The sequence below is a fragment of the Antarcticirhabdus aurantiaca genome (assembly GCF_009765365.1).
In the GTDB taxonomy this organism is placed as follows: Bacteria; Pseudomonadota; Alphaproteobacteria; order Rhizobiales; family Rhizobiaceae; genus Antarcticirhabdus; species Antarcticirhabdus aurantiaca.
Genome location: NZ_VTOM01000010.1, coordinates 172,543 through 188,347 on the forward strand (window position 1 = coordinate 172,543; position 15,805 = coordinate 188,347).

A 15,805-nucleotide genomic window follows, 5' to 3' on the forward strand; every position below is an offset into this window, starting at 1 on the left:
CGTCTCACGGGCCGGCGAGGCGCCGGCCTCGCCGAGGTCAGATGCGCTCGAAGCACATGGCGACACCCATGCCGCCGCCGATGCAGAGGGTGGCGAGGCCCTTCTTGGCGTCGCGCCGGATCATCTCGAAGATGAGGGTGTTGAGGACGCGGTTGCCGGACGCGCCGATGGGGTGGCCGATGGCGATCGCGCCGCCGTTGACGTTGACGATGTCCGGGTTCCAGCCGAGGTCCTTGTTGACCGCGCAGGCCTGGGCGGCGAAGGCCTCGTTGGCCTCGACGAGGTCGAGATCGTCGACCGACCAGCCGGCCTTTTCCAGCGCCCTGCGCGAGGCGGGGATCGGGCCTGTGCCCATGATGGCGGGGTCGACGCCGGCGGTCGCCCAGGACACGATGCGCACCAGCGGCTGCAGGCCGCGGCGGTTGGCCTCGCTCTCCCCCATCAGGACGGTGACGGCCGCGCCGTCGTTGATGCCCGAGGCGTTGGCGGCGGTCACCGAGCCTTCCTTGTCGAAGGCGGGGCGCAGCTTGGCGACCGAATCGAGCGTGACGCCCTGCTTGATGTACTCGTCCTGGTCGACGACCGTGTCGCCCTTGCGGCCCTTGATCGTGACGGGGACGATCTCGTCCTTGAAGCGGCCGGCCTTCTGCGCGGCCTCGGCCTTGTTCTGAGACTTCACCGCGAAGTCGTCCTGCATCTCGCGGGTGATCTGCCACTGGCGCGACACGTTCTCGGCGGTCGTGCCCATGTGGTAGCCGTTGAAGGCGTCGATGAGGCCGTCCTTCAGCATGGTGTCGACCATCTTGAGGTCGCCCATCTTGGTGCCGGCGCGCAGATGGGCGGCGTGGGGCGCCATGGACATCGACTCCTGGCCGCCGGCAACGATGATCTTGGCGTCGCCCGTCGCGATCTGCTGCATGCCGAGGGCGACCGCGCGCAGGCCCGAGCCGCAGAGCTGGTTGAGAACCCAGGCCGTGGTTTCCTTGGGACAGCCGGCCGCCATGGACGCCTGCCGGGCGGGATTCTGACCCTCGCCGGCGGTTAGGACCTGACCGAGAATGACCTCGTCGACCTCGCCCGCTTCTACCTTGGCGCGAGACAGGGCCTCGCGGATCGCGGTGGCGCCGAGCTGGTGGGCCGGTACGCTGGCGAAGGCGCCGTTGAACGACCCGACGGGGGTTCGCGCCGCGCCGACGATGACGACGGATTCCTGGGATGCCATGCCGTTTCTCCCTTAACTCCGACGCAGGCCTCCCGCGGCGCCGTCGCGTCGAGATTGTCCGACACCGCTTGTCGCCGCCCGAAGAGGGCTTGTCAAACACAAGCAGATCCCCGGGCGCCACAGCCAGCGATAGGTGATGATAACTCGCAGGCGCAGCAGTGAATTGAGCCATTCCGTTTGGATTGGCGGCGGTTCTGTGACTATCATTTGGGCAGCGCAACGAAGCATCTGCGAAGACCGTGTCCGGCGGCCCCCTTCGCACCGGGAGAAGGGTGAGGCGATGGCCAGGCAAACCGACACGACCGTGATCAAGAAATACGCCAATCGCCGGCTCTACAACACCGGCACAAGCACATACGTGACGCTCGAAAATCTGGCCACGATGGTCAAGAACAACGAGGACTTCGTCGTTCAGGACGCCAAGACCGGCGAGGACATCACCCACTCGGTGCTGACGCAGATCATCTTCGAGCAGGAGAACAAGGGCGGTCAGACCTTGATGCCCATCACCTTCCTGCGCCAGCTCATCCGGTTCTACGGCGACCAGATGCAGATGGTCATTCCGACCTACCTCGAGCAGTCGATGAGCGCCTTCTCGCGCGAGCAGGAGAACTTCCGCGACAAGGTCGAGGGAACGATGGCGGCCGCCCCGATGAAGCTCATGGAAGCGCAGGTGCGTCGCAACACGGAGATGTTCCGTCAGGCGATGGCGATCTTCAATCCGTTCATGGCGGGCGCTCTGGGCGAGGGCGCGAAGGCGCAGGCGCCGGTGGCCGCCGGCGCGGAGCCGCAGAAGGACGAGCTGGCGGCGATGCGCGAGGAACTGGCCGCCATGCGCGAGCGCATCGAGAAGCTCGACGCCAAGAAGGCGGACTAGGCCGTCACCGCCGCATCAACGCGAAAGGGCCGGCGCTTCCCGCGGGAAGAGCCGGCCCTTTCGATTCGCGGGGATGGCGCGCCGGAGCGCGCCAGGACCGGCTCAGGCCTTGTCCTTGACCTTCAGGATCTGGCGGCCGCGATACATGCCGGTCTTGAGGTCGACGTGGTGCGGGCGACGCAGCTCGCCCGAGTCCTTGTCCTCGACATAGGTCGGGGCGGCGAGGGCGTCCGCCGAGCGGCGCATGCCGCGCTTGGACGGCGAGGTCTTTCGTTTGGGTACGGCCATTTCGCTTCTTCCGTTCGTTTCGGCCTTCGGCGGTGGCCGTCTGCCGGCGCCCCGTCGCGGCGTCTGATCGCATTCATCCCGGCGCCCGGCCGGCGCCGCGACGGGCGGCGGTCATCGGCCTTTCGTCACGGTGGAGGGCCGGCGGGCGGAAAGGACCGCGCCGCATCGAAACTCCGCCGTGAAGGGAATTCGTGGGGGCGCATAGCAAAATCCGCGAGCAATGGGAACCCCCGCCGGATCCTCGCGCCGATCCTCAGTCGGCCGGGCGCAGGCAGAAGGTGTGATCGCCCGCGCTGCGCACCAGCCGCTGCAGCCGGTCGGCGAGGCGCGACAGGCTGGCGGACGGCTTGCCCGGATTGCGGGTCGCGGGGGCGGGCAGGGTGCGGGCCAGAAGCGCCGCCTCGCGCCGCGTCAGCATCTCCGCCGGCTTGCCGAAGTAGTGCCAGCTCGCCGCCTCGATGCCGTAGACGCCGGGCGCCCATTCCGCGATGTTGAGATAGATCTCCATGATCCGGTGCTTGGGCAGGATCAGGTCGACATAGAGCGCCAGGGGCGCTTCCATGGCCTTGCGCACGAAGGAGCGGCCGTTCCACAGGAACAGGTTCTTGGCCGTCTGCATGGTGATGGTGGAGGCGCCGCGCGTTTCCTCGCCCGCCATGGCTTCCTCGACCACGGCGCGCATCTCGCCCCAGTCGATGCCGTGGTGGCGGCAGAACTGCCCGTCCTCGGACATGACCACCGACTCGATCAGCACCGGCGAGACCGATTCGAGCGGCACCCAATCGCGCTCGACCTTCGAGAAGGTCATCCAGTCGGCCAGCATCAGCGTCGAGACCGGATGCACGAAGGGAATCGCGTAGACCGGCACGAGCACGAGCGGCAGGAGGGCGAGAAGAACGAGGGCGGCGAGGATCCGCTTGACGATGGGCATCAGCCGCGCCGCCGGGAGCCCGGCCGGCGCGCCTGCCGGGATAAGTGGATCGCAAGGGGTCGCATCGCTCTTTCCTTATCCACCGCCCGACGCTGCGGCAACGGCAATCCCCGATCATGCTTGACGGCCCGCCCCCGGTCGGCGAAGCCCGGCCGAACGAGCGCGGAAGGGACGGGCATGGCGGCGCAGACTGATTTCACGCAAAGGCTCGCGGCACTGGCGGCTCGGGTCGAAGCGGCGCTCGCAGACGCGATCGACGGCTCCGCCGGCGGTCGTGCGCCCGCCCGGCTGATCGCCGCCATGCGCCACGGCGCGCTCGGCGGGGGCAAGCGGCTGCGGCCCTTCCTGGTGATCGAGAGCGCAGCGCTGTTCGGTGCGGGGGAAGCGACGGCGATGCGGGCCGCGCTCGCGCTCGAATGCATCCACTGCTACTCGCTCGTCCACGACGACCTGCCGGCGATGGACGACGACATGGAGCGGCGGGGGCGCCCGACGGTCCACGTCGCCTATGACGAGGCGACGGCAATCCTCGCCGGCGATGGGCTGCTGACGCTCGCATTCGGCATCCTGGCGGAATCGGACGGCCTGTCGGCGTCGGCGCGCCTCGCCCTCGTTTCGCGCCTGGCAAGCGACGCGGGAACGGCCGGCATGGTCGGCGGGCAGGCGCTCGACCTGTCGGCGGAAGGTGTCGCCGAGCTGCCGGAAGCCGAGATCGTGTCCATGCAGGCGATGAAGACCGGCGCGCTGATCGCCTTCGCGGCCGAGGCGGGCGCGATCCTCGCCGAGGCGCCGGCCGAGGACCGGCGACGCCTGCGCGAGTTCGGCGAGGTCATCGGCCTCGCCTTCCAGCTGGCCGACGATCTCCTCGACGAAACGGCGGAAGCCGCGGCGCTCGGCAAGGCGGCGGGCAAGGACAGGAGGCGGGGGAAGAAGACGCTGCCGGCGCTGCACGGCATCGATTGGACGCGAAGGCGCCTCGCCGAACTGGTCGACGAGGCGGAGGCGCTGCTGGCGCCCTACGGCGCGAAAGCCGACACGCTGCGCGAAGCGGCGCGCTTCGTCGCGAACCGGCGCAGCTGAAACGCGTCAGGCCGCCTGGTCGAGGGCGGCGCGGGCGTCGTTCTTGATGCGGTTGACCATCGAGCGCAAACCGTTGGAGCGCTGCGGCGTCAGGTGATCCTGCAGCCCGAACTCGGCGAAGACGGCTTCGGCGTCGGTGTCGAGGATCTCGGGCGCGGTCTTGCCGGAGAAGATCGCGAGCGCGACGGCGACGAGCCCCCGCACGATGTGCGCGTCCGATTCGCCCTGAAAGCTCAGGTGCGGTGGATGGGCGTCGTCCGAATGGGACAGGAGCCAGACCTGGCTGACGCAGCCGCGCACCTTAGTCTCGTCGTTCATCGAGCCGTCCGGCATCGGCTCCAGCGTGCGGCCGAGCTCGATGAGGTAGCGGTAGCGATCCTCCCAATCGTCCAGAAGCTCGAAATCGCCTCGAATGTCGTCGATCGTGGGAGTCATCGCGCTCGGCTTGGATGGGACAGGGGCAGAGCACTCATATAGGCGCGGGCGCCCGCGATGTCAGGCCCGCGGCGCGGGGCGGGGCACCGGCATGTTCGGCGCGGGGACGCTCGGAACCTCGCTGCGCGGGATCTGGGCGAAGGCGCGGTTGTTCTTCGGCGCGGGAGCGGGCGAGGGCGCGAAGGCGACGACCCCCTCGCCCCCGCGCTCGAGGAGCGGACGGTCGGGAACGGCCGGGCCCTTCGAGGGCATGGCGTAGGGGCGGGGCTGCCCATGCTGCGACGGCGGCTGGGCCGCGGCGCGGGGCTGCGTCGCGGCGCGCGGCGGCAGATAGGCCTGGGGTACGGCCGGTGCGGGCGAGGCGCGGCGCGGCGACGGGGCGTGAGCGGGCTCGGTCTCGCGGATCGCCCGCTCGACATCGAGCCGGCTCGTGCGGGGCTCCTCGCGCAGAGCGGTGGCCGCGCCGGGAAGCGACCCCGTGAGCGTCGGGTCTGTGGAGCGCGGCGTCACCTCGACGAGCACGGGCGGGCCGTCGGCGAGCGAGGCGTCCTCGCCGCGGGCATAGGCGTAGGCCAGGCGCGCGCCCTCGCCGATCTGGGCGGCGGCGAAGCTCGCGGCCTCGCGGCCGGCAAGGCAGGCGGTCGGCGCGCGGTCGCAGAAGCCCGACAGATCCGACGCCGCTTCCTGGATACCGGACAGAAGGCCGCCGACCGACAGGTCAGGGCCTCCTTCGCCGCTGGCATTGGGCAGGATCACCGCCGCGAGGCCTAGAAGGGCCGCGGACTTGACGAGGAAGCGGATCATGAAGCGAGGGTTCCGAGGCGCTGGCCGGTCGATGGGAGAACATTACACGATCGCCGCCACGGCGTGGTTCAAACCCGCGCTCAGAGTTAATTCAAATGCCGCGGATCGCGCGGGCACTGGGCATGGGGCCACGATTCGCTCGAATGCGAGGCGAAGCGTTAACCATGACGGGCAAAGCCGCGCTCGTGCGCCAAGCCTTGTGCGCCAAGGCTTTGCGGCCCGGTGGGAGGGTCTTCGACACCCGCGCTTATGCCTTCCTTAAGCCCGCTTGGACATGATCCGGGCAACGAAAGACGGACCGGCCGCAACGCGCTCGACGCGTGGAAGGCCACCGCCGCTTCGCCTGAGGATCAATGTCGGTTTTGCGTATGGTCGGATGGTTTCAGCCCAAGCGCGAGGGGCGCGCGCCGCTCGCCGCGGGGCTTCTCGCCCGGCTCGGCAGCGGCGTCCAGGGCCTCGTCTCGCCGTCCGTCGTCGACACCGAGGAGCGGCGCCGCCACGCGCTCGCGATCACCGGGCTCGTCGCGGCCGGCGCCGGCCTCTCGCTCGCGGCCCCCGTCGCCCTCGTCCTCGACGCACCCAACCTGGCCGTGGCGCTGCCGCCGCTCGGCGGCGCGGCGCTTGTCGGCACTGCGGCCTTCGTGTCGGCGACCGGCCGGCTGAAGGCGCTGGGGCTCACCGCCGCCGCCTGCGCCTATGTCGCCGCCCTGTCGGCCGCCGCCTGGTTCGGCGGGCTCGGCTCGCCGGCGCTCTGGCTCCTGGCGGTGGTGCCGGGCGAGGCGGCGATGCGCGGCCACAAGCGCGGGGCGCTCGCTGCCCTCGTGGGCTTCGCCGCGGCTCTCGCCATCGCCGGGCTGTCGCACGGCACCGGCGCGCGGGCGCCGATGGCCGGCGGCGAGACGATGATCGCGGCCGGCGCCGGGCTCTACGCCGCGCTGCTCGTCTGGCGCGCCGTCAACCGGCGGCCGGAGAGCGAAGCGAGGGTGGACGCGGCGCCCGCTGCGCTCGCCGAAATCGAGGCGCTGCCCACCGTCGAGATCCTGCCGCCCGAACGGTTCGAGCCGGAAACGGCGGCGCCGGCGGACGGCACGATGGCGAACGCGCTGGCGCGGGCCAACGAGACTTCGGCGGCCAAAACGCAGTTCCTCGCGGCGGTCAGCCACGAGCTGCGAACCCCGCTCAACGCCATCATCGGCTTCTCGGACATCCTGCACCAGGAGTTCTTCGGCGGCTTCGAAACGCCCCGGCAGAAGGAATATGTCGGGCTGATCCGGGAATCGGGCGAGCACCTGCTCTCGATCGTCAACACGCTTCTCGACGTGTCGAAGATCGAGGCGGGACGCTACGAGCTGGTCCACGAGCCCTTCGCGGTGGACGACGTCCTCAAGGCGGCGGGCGACACGGTGCGCGGCGAGGCCGAGCGCAAGGGCCTGAGGCTCGACGTGCGGATGACGGGCGGCATCGCGGTCGAGGCCGACCGGCGCGCCTGCCACCAGATGCTTCTGAACCTCCTGTCGAACGCGGTGAAGTTTACGGAAGAGGGCGTCGTCTCGGCCTCGGCGAGCGTCAACAACGGCATGCTGGAGCTGATGGTCTGCGACACCGGCATCGGCATCGCGGCTCCCGACCTCGCCCGGCTCGGCCGACCCTTCACCCAGGTCTCGGCGGGGCTCGCGCGCCGCTACGGCGGCACCGGCCTCGGCCTGTCGCTGGTGCGCGGGCTCGCCGAACTCCACGGCGGCACGCTGACGCTGCGCAGCGAGCCGAACTTCGGCACCGAAGCGATGGTGTCGATCCCCCTCGACTGCGCGCACCGTTCCGACGAGGCGCCCCCAGAGACGGAAAACATCGTTGCCCTCAGCCATGCCCGCCCGAAAGCCAACTCCGACGCGCCGCTCGAACGTCCGCACCGTCGCTCCGCCTAGCCTGGGCGAGCGTCTGGGCGCCGGAACGTTGCGCCTGACCGGCTCGGTGGGCGCGCTTCTCGCGCGCGATCCGGTCGTGACCCTCGGCATCGCCGCCTTCGGCCTGTTCACGGCCATGGTGGCGACGAACGCGATCACGGCCCAGCCGGGGCGCCACCCGCAGCCGATGTTCTCGACGCGCACGACGATCTCCGGCGACGCGGCGGCGGTGCAGGCCGACCCGATGATCCGCACGGTGCAGGAGGGGCTGATCAAGACCGGCCACTACCGCGCCGCCGTGGACGGACGGACGGGGCCGGCGACGGTCGACGCGATCAAGGCCTTCCAGAAGGAGTGGGGCCTCGAGCCGACGGGCCGGGCGACGCCGGCGCTCGTGGTCGCCATCGACAACGCTGCGGCCGTCGCCGTGACCGGATCGGTGGAGGCGCGGGCCGCGAGCCTCGAAGACCGGATGGGCGCTGTGCCGATGCCCGAGCCCGCGCGCGCGGCGGCGCCGACCCAGACCCGGGCGAGCGTTCCGGCGGACCTGCCGGAAAAGGAGCTCGTGCGGCGCATCCAGGCGGGGCTCGCCAATGCGCAGGTGGCGGAACTCACCGCCGACGGCATCGCCGGCCCGGCGACGCGCCGCGCGATCGAAGCCTTCCAGGCCCTCGAAGGCATGGACGTGACCGGCAAGCCGGACCGCAGCGTGCTGCAGCGGCTGGTGGACATCGGCGCGACGAACTGATGAATGATCCGCCATGGCGCGGATCACCAGCGAACTCTTCGTATCCCAGCTCGTCCGGCGGGTGTTCTCCGCCGGTGGCTTCGCCGCGATCGGGCGCAAAGGGGCGGAGATGGCGGGCGCGGTCTTCGTGATCGCCCGGCCGCCGGGCGAGCCGCCCGCGCTCTACGCCCCGGCGGTGCAGACGCTCGCGGACGAGGGGGGAGGGCGCCGCTTCATGCGCGAAGCGGCAGCCGACGACGCGGCGATCGCCGCGCGTCTGGAGCGCGAAGCGCGCTTCGACCCCGACTACTGGCTCGTGGAGATCGAGATCCGCGACGCGGAAAGCTTCATCGACGTGGCGGCCGAGGACTAGGTCTCGTCAAACTCGACGTCCGCCGCTGGCGCGCCCTGCAATTCCTCGTCGAGGCTGGTGCGGAAGGCGACGCAGCCGCGCATGAACTTCGGCCAGGGCGGAACGGCGACGCTCGGCGCGATCGGCTCCGGCAGGAGGCTCCAGAGCTGCGGGTGGTACCAGCAGAGATCATGGCCGGAGCTGTCGCGATGGCGCCGGATGCCGGCGCGCAGGCGTCGGACCTCCGCGACGAGGGCGTCTCGGGTCAGGGCGTCGAGGTCGTCGTCCATGGGTCGCTCCCGTCTCGTACCCTCCAAAGGGCGGAGCGCGCGAAGCTACAGTCCGAGATTGGCGGCCTGATGGCGGCCGGTCAGCCGGCGTTGCGGTCCGACTTGTCGGTGGGCGCCTCGCGGCGGCGGCCGAAGCGCGGCCGCTGGGCGGGGACGCGGTCGAGCGGGCGGAGTTCCTCGGCGCGGGGGCTGAGCGGCGGGACCTGCGCGATGCGGCGCGGCCGTGCCGGCGCGGCGGGCGCGAAGCGGCGCCGGCACTCGTCCTCGTTCAGCGAGGCGTAAAGGGTCGACATCGTCTCGAATGCGACGAGGTCGAGGCCGACAGCGGGCTTCACCATCATCAGGACCGTCATCGCGTCGCCGCGGCCAAAGCCGGCCGCCTTCAGGACCATGGCGAGGGCATGCCCCGACACTTCTTCGCGCATCACGGCGGAGGCGGCGGGTGACAGGTCGAGCCAGGCGTCGAGGCTCGCGAACACGGCTTCCGCCTGGCCGGCGGCAGCGAGCGCCTTGAGATCTTCGATGCGGTCGCCCTTCGTCGCGTCTCCCGACGATGCGGGGCGGGCGGGCGGGCGGGGACGGGCGAGGCGGCGCAGCGTTTCGCGCGCCTGCGTCACGGCCGGTGATTCCGCGGGCGGCTCACTGGGCGATGCCGGGGCGGCGGATGCTTCGGCAGGAGGCGCCGCGGGTTCGGACAGGGTCGGTTCGGGCGCGGCGCTCGCGGATGCGGAGGGCGGAGCCGCGGCCGCGATGTCGGCCTCGGCGGAGCGGCGCTCCTCGGACGAGCGGGCGAGGGCGGCTCTCGCCGAAGCGCGCAGGCGCAGGAGGCGGACCATGCGGGCGTCGCCCGCGATCTCCAGCGCGGCGAGGTCGTCGGCGGTCAGCGCGTCGCTGGTGGCGAGGAACGGGGCGGAAATCTCGATGGGCGAGGCGATCAGGCGCTCGACGATGCCGCGCGGGACGAGCGGGCTGGAGGCGAGGCTGGCGGCCAGCATGCGGCGGGTTTCGTCGGACAAGCGGCTCCAGACCGGCTCGACGAGGCGGCCGAAGTGCTGGGCCTGCGCCTCGGTCGGCTTGCGCAGCGCGCTGTAATTGGCGAGCGCCGCCCGCACGATCATGTCGAAGCCGTCCCGGCCGGTCTCGTGCTCGAGAGATCGGAAGATGCGCGGAGAGGCGTCCTGCATGGCGTCCGTACTGGTTACCGAGTCGTTTTTCCGATGGGAAGGTTTACGCAAGAAAGATTTAGGACCTGTTAACCGCGCCGCGCTTTGGTGTGCGCCGAAGGAAGTGTCGAAGCCGGGCGCGCCCGGCGAACGAGGGGACGAAGGGTCATGTCGGTGGTTGTCAGCCTTGCCGCGCGAAAGGGGTCGCGCCAGCCGGACGTCGCGCGGCGACGCCTGCCGGACGGCCGCAGCGCGCAGATCGTCATCCTGCCCTGCATCCGCCGCGAGGCGCTGCGGGACGACATGCGGGCGGGACGGTCGGGACCCTGCGAGCGGGAAGGCGAGCGCTGCGCCTGAGCGGCAGCCTCAGTCCGGCTGAGCGGCGGGCGCCGCAGGCTCGCAGACGACGGCGCGGGTAAAGGCCTCGACGAGTGGCCGGGCGCTTTCCTCGCGAACGAGGGCGCGGAGCGTCAGGTAGCCTTCCTCGACGGGAAGCCCGACGGGGATCGCCGTGTCGTCGGAGGCGTCGACGTCGGCGCGCGCTTCGAGGATCTGCTCCGGCGTGCCGACGAGGAGGTCGAAGAGCCCCTCGACGGCGGCCCGGTTGTTGATCGAATAAAGGTTGTCGCCCTCGCGGCTGTAGATCGAGGCCGACCAGAAGTCCGTTTCGGCGTCCGCGTAGAGGCGCACCGGACCGTCGGCGAGCGAGAAGCGGCAACTGACCGTCACGAAGGCAGGATCGATGAAGGCGAAGTCCTGGCGCTCCGAGCCCGTCGTCTGGGCGGCCGGGCCGCTCCCGCCATCGCGCAGCGGCTCGATGCGGACGATCTCGAACATCGGGCCGACGCGCGACAAGCGGCCCCAGGCGTTGTTGTCGGCCATGCTCGGCACGAGGAGCACCACGGCGATGTGAACGATCGCCGCGCCCACGAGGCCGATGACCACGGCGAGACCGAGGCCGAGAAGGAAGCGCAGCACCGACGAGCCGAAGCGCGGCCGCGTCGCGGCTGCCGGGCGATCGGACGACGAGAGGGCGGACGACGGAACTCTAGGCATCGAGGCAGTCGGTCCGAACGATGCGCGGCAGGGTCAGGTCGCTGAGCCCGGAGGAGGCGCTGGCCGGCGTATCGTAGAGCGTGAGAGCGAGAAGGAAGTCGCCGGTGCCGCCGAGCGCCAACCAGTTGCCGGGGGCGGCGCGGGGGCCGAGCTGGATGGTGAAGCCGTTCGACTCGTCGCGCAGCAGACTGTCGGACAGGAGCCAGCCGGGGCGGCCTTCGCCCGGCTGGAGCAGGCGGCCGTCGGCGGCATAGGGAACGAGCGACCAGACCTGCGCGACGGGCAGGGCGCCCTCGAGGCGGTAGCGGCAGGTGCGCCGCAGGCGCCGGCCGTCGGAATCGGTCTCGGCGCGGAAAACGATGCCTTCGCCGATTCCGAGAGTCAGGTTGCCCGTGCGGGCGAGGCGCGCCTTGGCGTATGGATCGGCCTCGACGGAGCCGATCAAGGGATCGGCGTGCCAGGCGCCGACGCGGACCGTCCCGATCTCCGCCGACTGCTCCAGCGCCCAGCGCGCCGAGGCGGCGCCGAGGCCGAGCGCGATGCTCAAGGACAGAAGTAGGAACAGGATGAATCGCATGCGCTCGGGCGGAGTTCGAAAGGCCCGAGCGGCTTACTGCGTCGTGCGGGGAATGTCATCCGGCGCGGGCGCCGAGGCGACCTCCTGCTCGGGCGCGACGGGGGGCGTCGAGGCGAGGAGGTCGGCAATGTCGCGCAGCACCTTCTGGGCGTTGGAGTTGAGGGTGGCGGGACGCGCCGGGGGCGCCGCGCCGTCCTCGCCGGTCTGCGCGACCTTGTCGGAGCGCGCGGGGAGGGGGTCGGCGATGAAGGGGATCGGCAGGAGCTCGATGCCCTGGTGCGCGGCTTCCATGAAGCGGTGCCAGGTCATGGCCGGCAGCGAGCCGCCGGTGAGCTTGTTGGTGGGACGGAAACTGTCGTTGCCGAACCACACCGCGGCGGTGAAGTTGCCGGTGAAGCCGACGAACCAGCCGTCGCGATAGCTCTGGGTCGTGCCGGTCTTGCCGCCGGCACGGGTCATGGAGACCGCGGCCTTGCGGGCGGTGCCGTTCTCCACGACGCCGACGAGCATCTCGTTCATGGACTTGGCGGCCTCTTCCGACAGGATGCGGCGGCGGGGGCCGAGGTCGCGGCTCGCGTCCCAAAGAACGTTGCCTTCCGAGTCGGTGAGCTGGAGGACGGCGTGGCGATGGGCATCCATGCCGCCCGCCGGGAAAACGGCGTAGCCCGTCGCCTGGTCCATGACGGTCACCTCGGAGGTGCCGAGCGCCATGGTCTTGTCGCCGCGCAGCGGCGACTCGACGCCCATGGCCTTGGTCAGCTCGGTCACGGCCTTCATGCCGACCTGCTGGCTGAGGCGCACCGCCGGAATGTTGAGCGAGCGGGCGAAGGCGTTGGCGAGGGTGACGCGGCCGTTGAAGGAGCGGGCGTAGTTCTGGGGCGACCAGCCGCCGATGGTGATCGGGCTGTCGGAGACCGTGTCGCCGGGCTTCATGCCTGCCTGGGCGGCGGCGGCGTAGACGTAGGCCTTGAAGGAGGAGCCCGGCTGGCGCAGCGCCTTGGTGGCGCGGTTGAACTGCGAGACGCCGTAGTCCTTGCCGCCGACGAGCGCGCGCACGCCGCCCTCGTTGTCGAGGACGACCATCGCGCCTTCCTCGACGTCGTAGGTCTTGCCGAACTGCCGCAGGTGATACTGGACCGAATCCTCGGCGAGCTGCTGGAGGCCGACGTCAATGGTGGTGCGGGCGGTGAAGGTGCGGGTCGGGAGCGACGCCGCGATGCGCTGCACCTCCTCGAAGGCGAAGTCGAGGAAGTAGTCGGGCGAGGCGTATTCCGACCGGTCGACGGCCACGGCCGGGTGCCGGCGGGCGGCGATGACCTGGCCTTCCGTCATGAAGCCCGCCTGGACCATGTTGGTCAGGACTTCGTTGGCGCGGGCGCGGGCGGCGGGAAGGTTGATGTGGGGGGCGTAGTTGGTCGGCGCCTTGAAGAGGCCGGCGAGCATCGCGGCTTCCGCGAGCGACACGTCGCGGATGTCCTTGTTGAAGTAGAACTCGGCCGCGGCGACGGCGCCGTGGGTGCCGCCACCCATGTAGGCGCGGTCGAGATACATCGCGAGGATGTCGCGCTTCGACAGGTGCGATTCGAGCCAGAGCGCGAGGAAGGCCTCGTTGATCTTGCGGTCGAAGGAGCGCTCGTTGGACAGGAAGATATTCTTAGCAAGCTGCTGGGTCAGGGTCGAGCCGCCCTGGACCACGCCGCCGGCGCGAGCGTTCTCGCCCATGGCGCGGGCGAGGCCGAAGAGGTCGATGCCCCAGTGCTCGAAGAAGCGCCGGTCCTCGGTGGCCAGCACCGCCTTGACGAAGGGGTCCGGCATCTCGTCGATCGGAATGGCCTCCGAGCGCAGGATGCCGCGCCGGCCGATCTCGTTGCCGTGCCGGTCGAGGAAGAGGACGGAATAGTCGGTCTGCATGGGCAGACCGTTCTCGGTCATCTTCATGGCGGGCTGGGCGAGGAGGAGGAGGAGCACGAAGCCGACGAGGCCGAGCGTCAGCCCCTCGCAGAGAAGCTCCACCGTCCAGCGCTTGTAGCCGCGTGGACGGAAGCGACGCGACAGGATCGCGAGGCTTTCTCCCGCGCGACCGGCCGCCTGCGACAGGCGCCAGAGCGTCGTGTCGATCCAGGCATCGAGCTCGATCAGCCGGGAGGGCGAGCGACGCTTCGATTTGCGCAATTGTTCCGTCACGTGCCGTCCGCCACACTGTCCCGGCATGGAAAAGGTCGGGATGGAACCTGAAGTTCCAACCCAACGGCAGCCAAGCCTGGTCCCCGCTTCCTATATTATGTCATGCGTCGATCGGCGACCAACCGAAAATGCAAGAAAGCATGCCTAATGCGCTCGGGGCTTCGAGCGGCCAAGGCACGCAGCGGGCAGTTGATCCGACCGACGCAGATGAGCGAAAATGCGTTTATCGTCAAAGAATTGCAGGATGGTTTCGTGCGCGTTGCGCCGAAGCCTCAAGGCTGCTGAACCGGCGGAAGGGCCAGGATTGGCATGAACGATCGCGAGACGGAGCCGTTCTGGCGCCGCAAGACGCTGGAAGAGCTCGACGCGGCGGAATGGGAGGCGCTGTGCGACGGCTGCGGCCGCTGCTGCCTCAACAAGCTGGAAGACTGGGAAACCGGCGAGATCGCCTGGACCAATGTCGGGTGCCGCCTGCTCGACTGCCAGTCGGCCTCCTGCCGGAGCTACCCGAATCGTCGCGAGATCGTGCCGGACTGCGTGCCGCTCGATGCCGCGACCGTGCGGGCGATCAGCTGGCTGCCGCCCAATTGCGGCTACCGCCTCGTGGCGGAAGGGCGCGACCTCTACTGGTGGCACCATCTCGTTTCGGGCGACCGCGACACCGTGCATCAGGCGGGCGTTTCCGTGCGCGGCCGCACGATCAGCGAGGATGGGCTCGAGCCGGAGGACCTGGAGGACCACATCGTCGACTGGCCGGGCGAGCTGCCGAAGCAGGCGCGCGAGGGAAACAACGAAATAGGAAAATAGTCCTTGACTGCGTGACGGTCCTCGGCTAGGGTTCAGCCATAGTTGTCGATTACCCCATAAGTTGATCTTTTATCACATAAATTGAACCGCCCTTCGCGCAGGGCGGCCTCATCGGCATTCCCTTCGTCTCCTCGACAGGCATGTGAAGCTGGGTAAATCGTCCTAGGGCCCGTTAGGGCTTCTGAACCATGCGGAGGATTGGTCGTTTCTCTCGCATGAAGCACGAGATCGACGACCGCACCTGGAAGAAGCTCGCCCCGCTGATCGAGGCTGTCCGCCCGGTCGGCAAGACCGACCCGGTGGATCTTCGCCGCACGATCGAGGGGATCGTCTGGCGCCTGCGCAACGGGGCGAAGTGGCGCTCCGTGCCGGAGCGCTTCGGGCCGTGGCACCGCGTCTTCCAGCTGTTCAACCGCTGGAGCAAGGCCGGGACGTGGGAAGCGCTGCACGAACTCGCGCTGGAGCGCGGCGTGTCGCTCGGCATGGTGCATCTGGACGGAACGACGATCCGTGCCCACGCCAAGGCGGCCGGCGCGGAAAAAGGGGGAACTCGGCCCACGCGCTCGGCCGCTCCCGCGGCGGCTACGGCACGAAGGTCGGCGTGATCGCCGACGGCGCGGGACGCGCCGTCGGCTTCCGCCTCGCGCCGGGTCAAGCGCACGAGCTGCCGATGGCGAAGGGGCTTCTCGCGCTACTGCCTGCCGCGCCGAAGTGGGTCGTGGCGGATCGTGGCTATGCCAGCCACGCCTTCCGCGACATGGTGCGGGAGAAGGGCTCGCGCCCCGCCGTGCCGGCGAAGCGCGGCGAGGCGCCGGTGCGCTGCGACGCCTGGATCTACAACAATCGCAACGTCGTGGAGCGCCTCTGGGCGAGGCTCAAGGAGTGGCGCTGCGTCGCGACGCGCTACGAGAAGACCGCCTCGTCCTTCGCCGCGGTGCTGGCGATCGCGGCGACATTCGACTGGATCAAGCCCTAACGGGCCCTAGCACTACAGTTGCATTTTTAATTTCAGGTAGGCTTTTCGCGCGGCGGCTTGATGGGCCCGTCGCCAGAGTGACCATGCGATGACACGGGCCGGCTGGATGCGTCGCCGTGCCAAGCGGCAGGC

The 15,805-nt window shown here is 70.1% G+C and carries 17 protein-coding genes and 1 pseudogene; 8 read left to right on the forward strand and 10 right to left on the reverse strand.

Going from position 1 to position 15,805, the window contains the following annotated elements:
* Positions 1 to 37 precede the first annotated feature (37 nt).
* A complete protein-coding gene (locus FZN60_RS14055) occupies positions 38 to 1,222 on the reverse strand; it encodes an acetyl-CoA C-acetyltransferase (RefSeq protein WP_158874113.1) in 1,185 nt (394 codons plus the stop codon).
* 280 nt (positions 1,223 to 1,502) lie between these two features.
* On the opposite strand from FZN60_RS14055, the gene phaR reads away from it, so the two are divergent.
* A complete protein-coding gene (gene phaR / locus FZN60_RS14060; RefSeq protein ID WP_158874147.1) occupies positions 1,503 to 2,099 on the forward strand; it encodes a polyhydroxyalkanoate synthesis repressor PhaR in 597 nt (198 codons plus the stop codon).
* Between the two features lie 102 nt (positions 2,100 to 2,201).
* Here the strand turns inward: phaR and rpmF are convergent, their stop codons facing one another.
* Together rpmF and mtgA are read right to left on the reverse strand one after the other, a co-directional pair.
* On the reverse strand, positions 2,202 to 2,387 hold the full coding sequence (rpmF, locus tag FZN60_RS14065; protein ID WP_158874114.1) for a 50S ribosomal protein L32: 186 nt from the start codon (positions 2,385 to 2,387) through the stop codon (positions 2,202 to 2,204).
* 253 nt (positions 2,388 to 2,640) lie between these two features.
* Positions 2,641 to 3,318: a monofunctional biosynthetic peptidoglycan transglycosylase gene (gene mtgA, locus FZN60_RS14070; RefSeq protein WP_158874115.1), complete on the reverse strand. Its 678-nt coding sequence runs from the start codon at positions 3,316 to 3,318 to the stop codon at positions 2,641 to 2,643.
* A gap of 177 nt (positions 3,319 to 3,495) precedes the next feature.
* On the opposite strand from mtgA, the gene FZN60_RS14075 reads away from it, so the two are divergent.
* Positions 3,496 to 4,398: a polyprenyl synthetase family protein gene (locus tag FZN60_RS14075; protein ID WP_158874116.1), complete on the forward strand. Its 903-nt coding sequence runs from the start codon at positions 3,496 to 3,498 to the stop codon at positions 4,396 to 4,398.
* A 6-nt stretch (positions 4,399 to 4,404) separates the two neighbouring features.
* Here FZN60_RS14075 and FZN60_RS14080 read toward each other — a convergent pair whose 3' ends face one another.
* Entirely contained in the window at positions 4,405 to 4,833 is a 429-nt protein-coding gene (locus FZN60_RS14080) for a SufE family protein (protein ID WP_158874117.1), read from the reverse strand.
* 60 nt (positions 4,834 to 4,893) lie between these two features.
* Positions 4,894 to 5,637: a DUF5330 domain-containing protein gene (locus FZN60_RS14085; protein WP_158874118.1), complete on the reverse strand. Its 744-nt coding sequence runs from the start codon at positions 5,635 to 5,637 to the stop codon at positions 4,894 to 4,896.
* A 353-nt stretch (positions 5,638 to 5,990) separates the two neighbouring features.
* Between FZN60_RS14085 and FZN60_RS14090 the strand changes: the two genes are divergently transcribed.
* From FZN60_RS14090 to FZN60_RS14100, 3 genes are read left to right on the forward strand one after another with little or no spacing between them, the layout of a single operon-like run.
* Positions 5,991 to 7,562, forward strand: a complete 1,572-nt coding sequence (locus FZN60_RS14090; RefSeq protein WP_158874119.1) for a sensor histidine kinase — start codon at positions 5,991 to 5,993, stop codon at positions 7,560 to 7,562.
* Between the two features lie 28 nt (positions 7,563 to 7,590).
* On the forward strand, positions 7,591 to 8,289 hold the full coding sequence (locus FZN60_RS14095) for a peptidoglycan-binding domain-containing protein (RefSeq protein ID WP_158874120.1): 699 nt from the start codon (positions 7,591 to 7,593) through the stop codon (positions 8,287 to 8,289).
* Positions 8,290 to 8,302: 13 nt separating this feature from the next.
* The gene (locus FZN60_RS14100; RefSeq protein WP_158874121.1) at positions 8,303 to 8,641 is read left to right on the forward strand and encodes a DUF1491 family protein; all 339 of its coding nucleotides are present in this window, start codon (positions 8,303 to 8,305) and stop codon (positions 8,639 to 8,641) included.
* On the opposite strand, the gene FZN60_RS14105 is transcribed toward FZN60_RS14100, so the two are convergent.
* Positions 8,638 to 8,910, reverse strand: a complete 273-nt coding sequence (locus FZN60_RS14105; protein ID WP_158874122.1) for a hypothetical protein — start codon at positions 8,908 to 8,910, stop codon at positions 8,638 to 8,640. The genes FZN60_RS14100 and FZN60_RS14105 overlap by 4 nt on opposite strands.
* Before the next feature lie 80 nt (positions 8,911 to 8,990).
* Entirely contained in the window at positions 8,991 to 10,094 is a 1,104-nt protein-coding gene (locus tag FZN60_RS14110; RefSeq protein WP_158874123.1) for a hypothetical protein, read from the reverse strand.
* Positions 10,095 to 10,241: 147 nt separating this feature from the next.
* Between FZN60_RS14110 and FZN60_RS14115 the strand changes: the two genes are divergently transcribed.
* Positions 10,242 to 10,430, forward strand: a complete 189-nt coding sequence (locus FZN60_RS14115; RefSeq protein WP_158874124.1) for a hypothetical protein — start codon at positions 10,242 to 10,244, stop codon at positions 10,428 to 10,430.
* Between the two features lie 9 nt (positions 10,431 to 10,439).
* Here FZN60_RS14115 and FZN60_RS14120 read toward each other — a convergent pair whose 3' ends face one another.
* Genes FZN60_RS14120 through FZN60_RS14130 form a run of 3 tightly spaced genes read right to left on the reverse strand, consistent with a single transcriptional unit; the run spans position 10,440 to position 13,917 of the window.
* A complete protein-coding gene (locus tag FZN60_RS14120; RefSeq protein ID WP_158874125.1) occupies positions 10,440 to 11,129 on the reverse strand; it encodes a DUF1254 domain-containing protein in 690 nt (229 codons plus the stop codon).
* On the reverse strand, positions 11,122 to 11,706 hold the full coding sequence (locus tag FZN60_RS14125) for a DUF1214 domain-containing protein (RefSeq protein WP_158874126.1): 585 nt from the start codon (positions 11,704 to 11,706) through the stop codon (positions 11,122 to 11,124). The genes FZN60_RS14120 and FZN60_RS14125 overlap by 8 nt, the downstream gene beginning before the upstream one ends.
* A gap of 33 nt (positions 11,707 to 11,739) precedes the next feature.
* On the reverse strand, positions 11,740 to 13,917 hold the full coding sequence (locus tag FZN60_RS14130; protein ID WP_158874127.1) for a transglycosylase domain-containing protein: 2,178 nt from the start codon (positions 13,915 to 13,917) through the stop codon (positions 11,740 to 11,742).
* A gap of 282 nt (positions 13,918 to 14,199) precedes the next feature.
* Between FZN60_RS14130 and FZN60_RS14135 the strand changes: the two genes are divergently transcribed.
* Positions 14,200 to 14,697: a YcgN family cysteine cluster protein gene (locus tag FZN60_RS14135; protein ID WP_158874128.1), complete on the forward strand. Its 498-nt coding sequence runs from the start codon at positions 14,200 to 14,202 to the stop codon at positions 14,695 to 14,697.
* A gap of 215 nt (positions 14,698 to 14,912) precedes the next feature.
* Positions 14,913 to 15,673 (forward strand): annotated as a pseudogene (locus FZN60_RS14140) (IS5 family transposase).
* Positions 15,674 to 15,805: the final 132 nt, after the last annotated feature.

Coding starts and splice junctions, on each gene's coding strand:
- FZN60_RS14130 (WP_158874127.1), bottom strand. CDS start 13,917: ATGCCGGGACAGTGTGGCGGACGGCACGTGACGGAACAATTGCGCAAA.
- FZN60_RS14135 (WP_158874128.1), top strand. CDS start 14,200: ATGAACGATCGCGAGACGGAGCCGTTCTGGCGCCGCAAGACGCTGGAA.
- FZN60_RS14120 (WP_158874125.1), bottom strand. CDS start 11,129: ATGCCTAGAGTTCCGTCGTCCGCCCTCTCGTCGTCCGATCGCCCGGCA.
- mtgA (WP_158874115.1), bottom strand. CDS start 3,318: ATGCCCATCGTCAAGCGGATCCTCGCCGCCCTCGTTCTTCTCGCCCTC.
- FZN60_RS14080 (WP_158874117.1), bottom strand. CDS start 4,833: ATGACTCCCACGATCGACGACATTCGAGGCGATTTCGAGCTTCTGGAC.
- FZN60_RS14100 (WP_158874121.1), top strand. CDS start 8,303: ATGGCGCGGATCACCAGCGAACTCTTCGTATCCCAGCTCGTCCGGCGG.
- FZN60_RS14115 (WP_158874124.1), top strand. CDS start 10,242: ATGTCGGTGGTTGTCAGCCTTGCCGCGCGAAAGGGGTCGCGCCAGCCG.
- FZN60_RS14055 (WP_158874113.1), bottom strand. CDS start 1,222: ATGGCATCCCAGGAATCCGTCGTCATCGTCGGCGCGGCGCGAACCCCC.
- FZN60_RS14110 (WP_158874123.1), bottom strand. CDS start 10,094: ATGCAGGACGCCTCTCCGCGCATCTTCCGATCTCTCGAGCACGAGACC.
- phaR (WP_158874147.1), top strand. CDS start 1,503: ATGGCCAGGCAAACCGACACGACCGTGATCAAGAAATACGCCAATCGC.
- FZN60_RS14085 (WP_158874118.1), bottom strand. CDS start 5,637: ATGATCCGCTTCCTCGTCAAGTCCGCGGCCCTTCTAGGCCTCGCGGCG.
- FZN60_RS14090 (WP_158874119.1), top strand. CDS start 5,991: ATGTCGGTTTTGCGTATGGTCGGATGGTTTCAGCCCAAGCGCGAGGGG.
- FZN60_RS14125 (WP_158874126.1), bottom strand. CDS start 11,706: ATGCGATTCATCCTGTTCCTACTTCTGTCCTTGAGCATCGCGCTCGGC.
- rpmF (WP_158874114.1), bottom strand. CDS start 2,387: ATGGCCGTACCCAAACGAAAGACCTCGCCGTCCAAGCGCGGCATGCGC.
- FZN60_RS14105 (WP_158874122.1), bottom strand. CDS start 8,910: ATGGACGACGACCTCGACGCCCTGACCCGAGACGCCCTCGTCGCGGAG.
- FZN60_RS14075 (WP_158874116.1), top strand. CDS start 3,496: ATGGCGGCGCAGACTGATTTCACGCAAAGGCTCGCGGCACTGGCGGCT.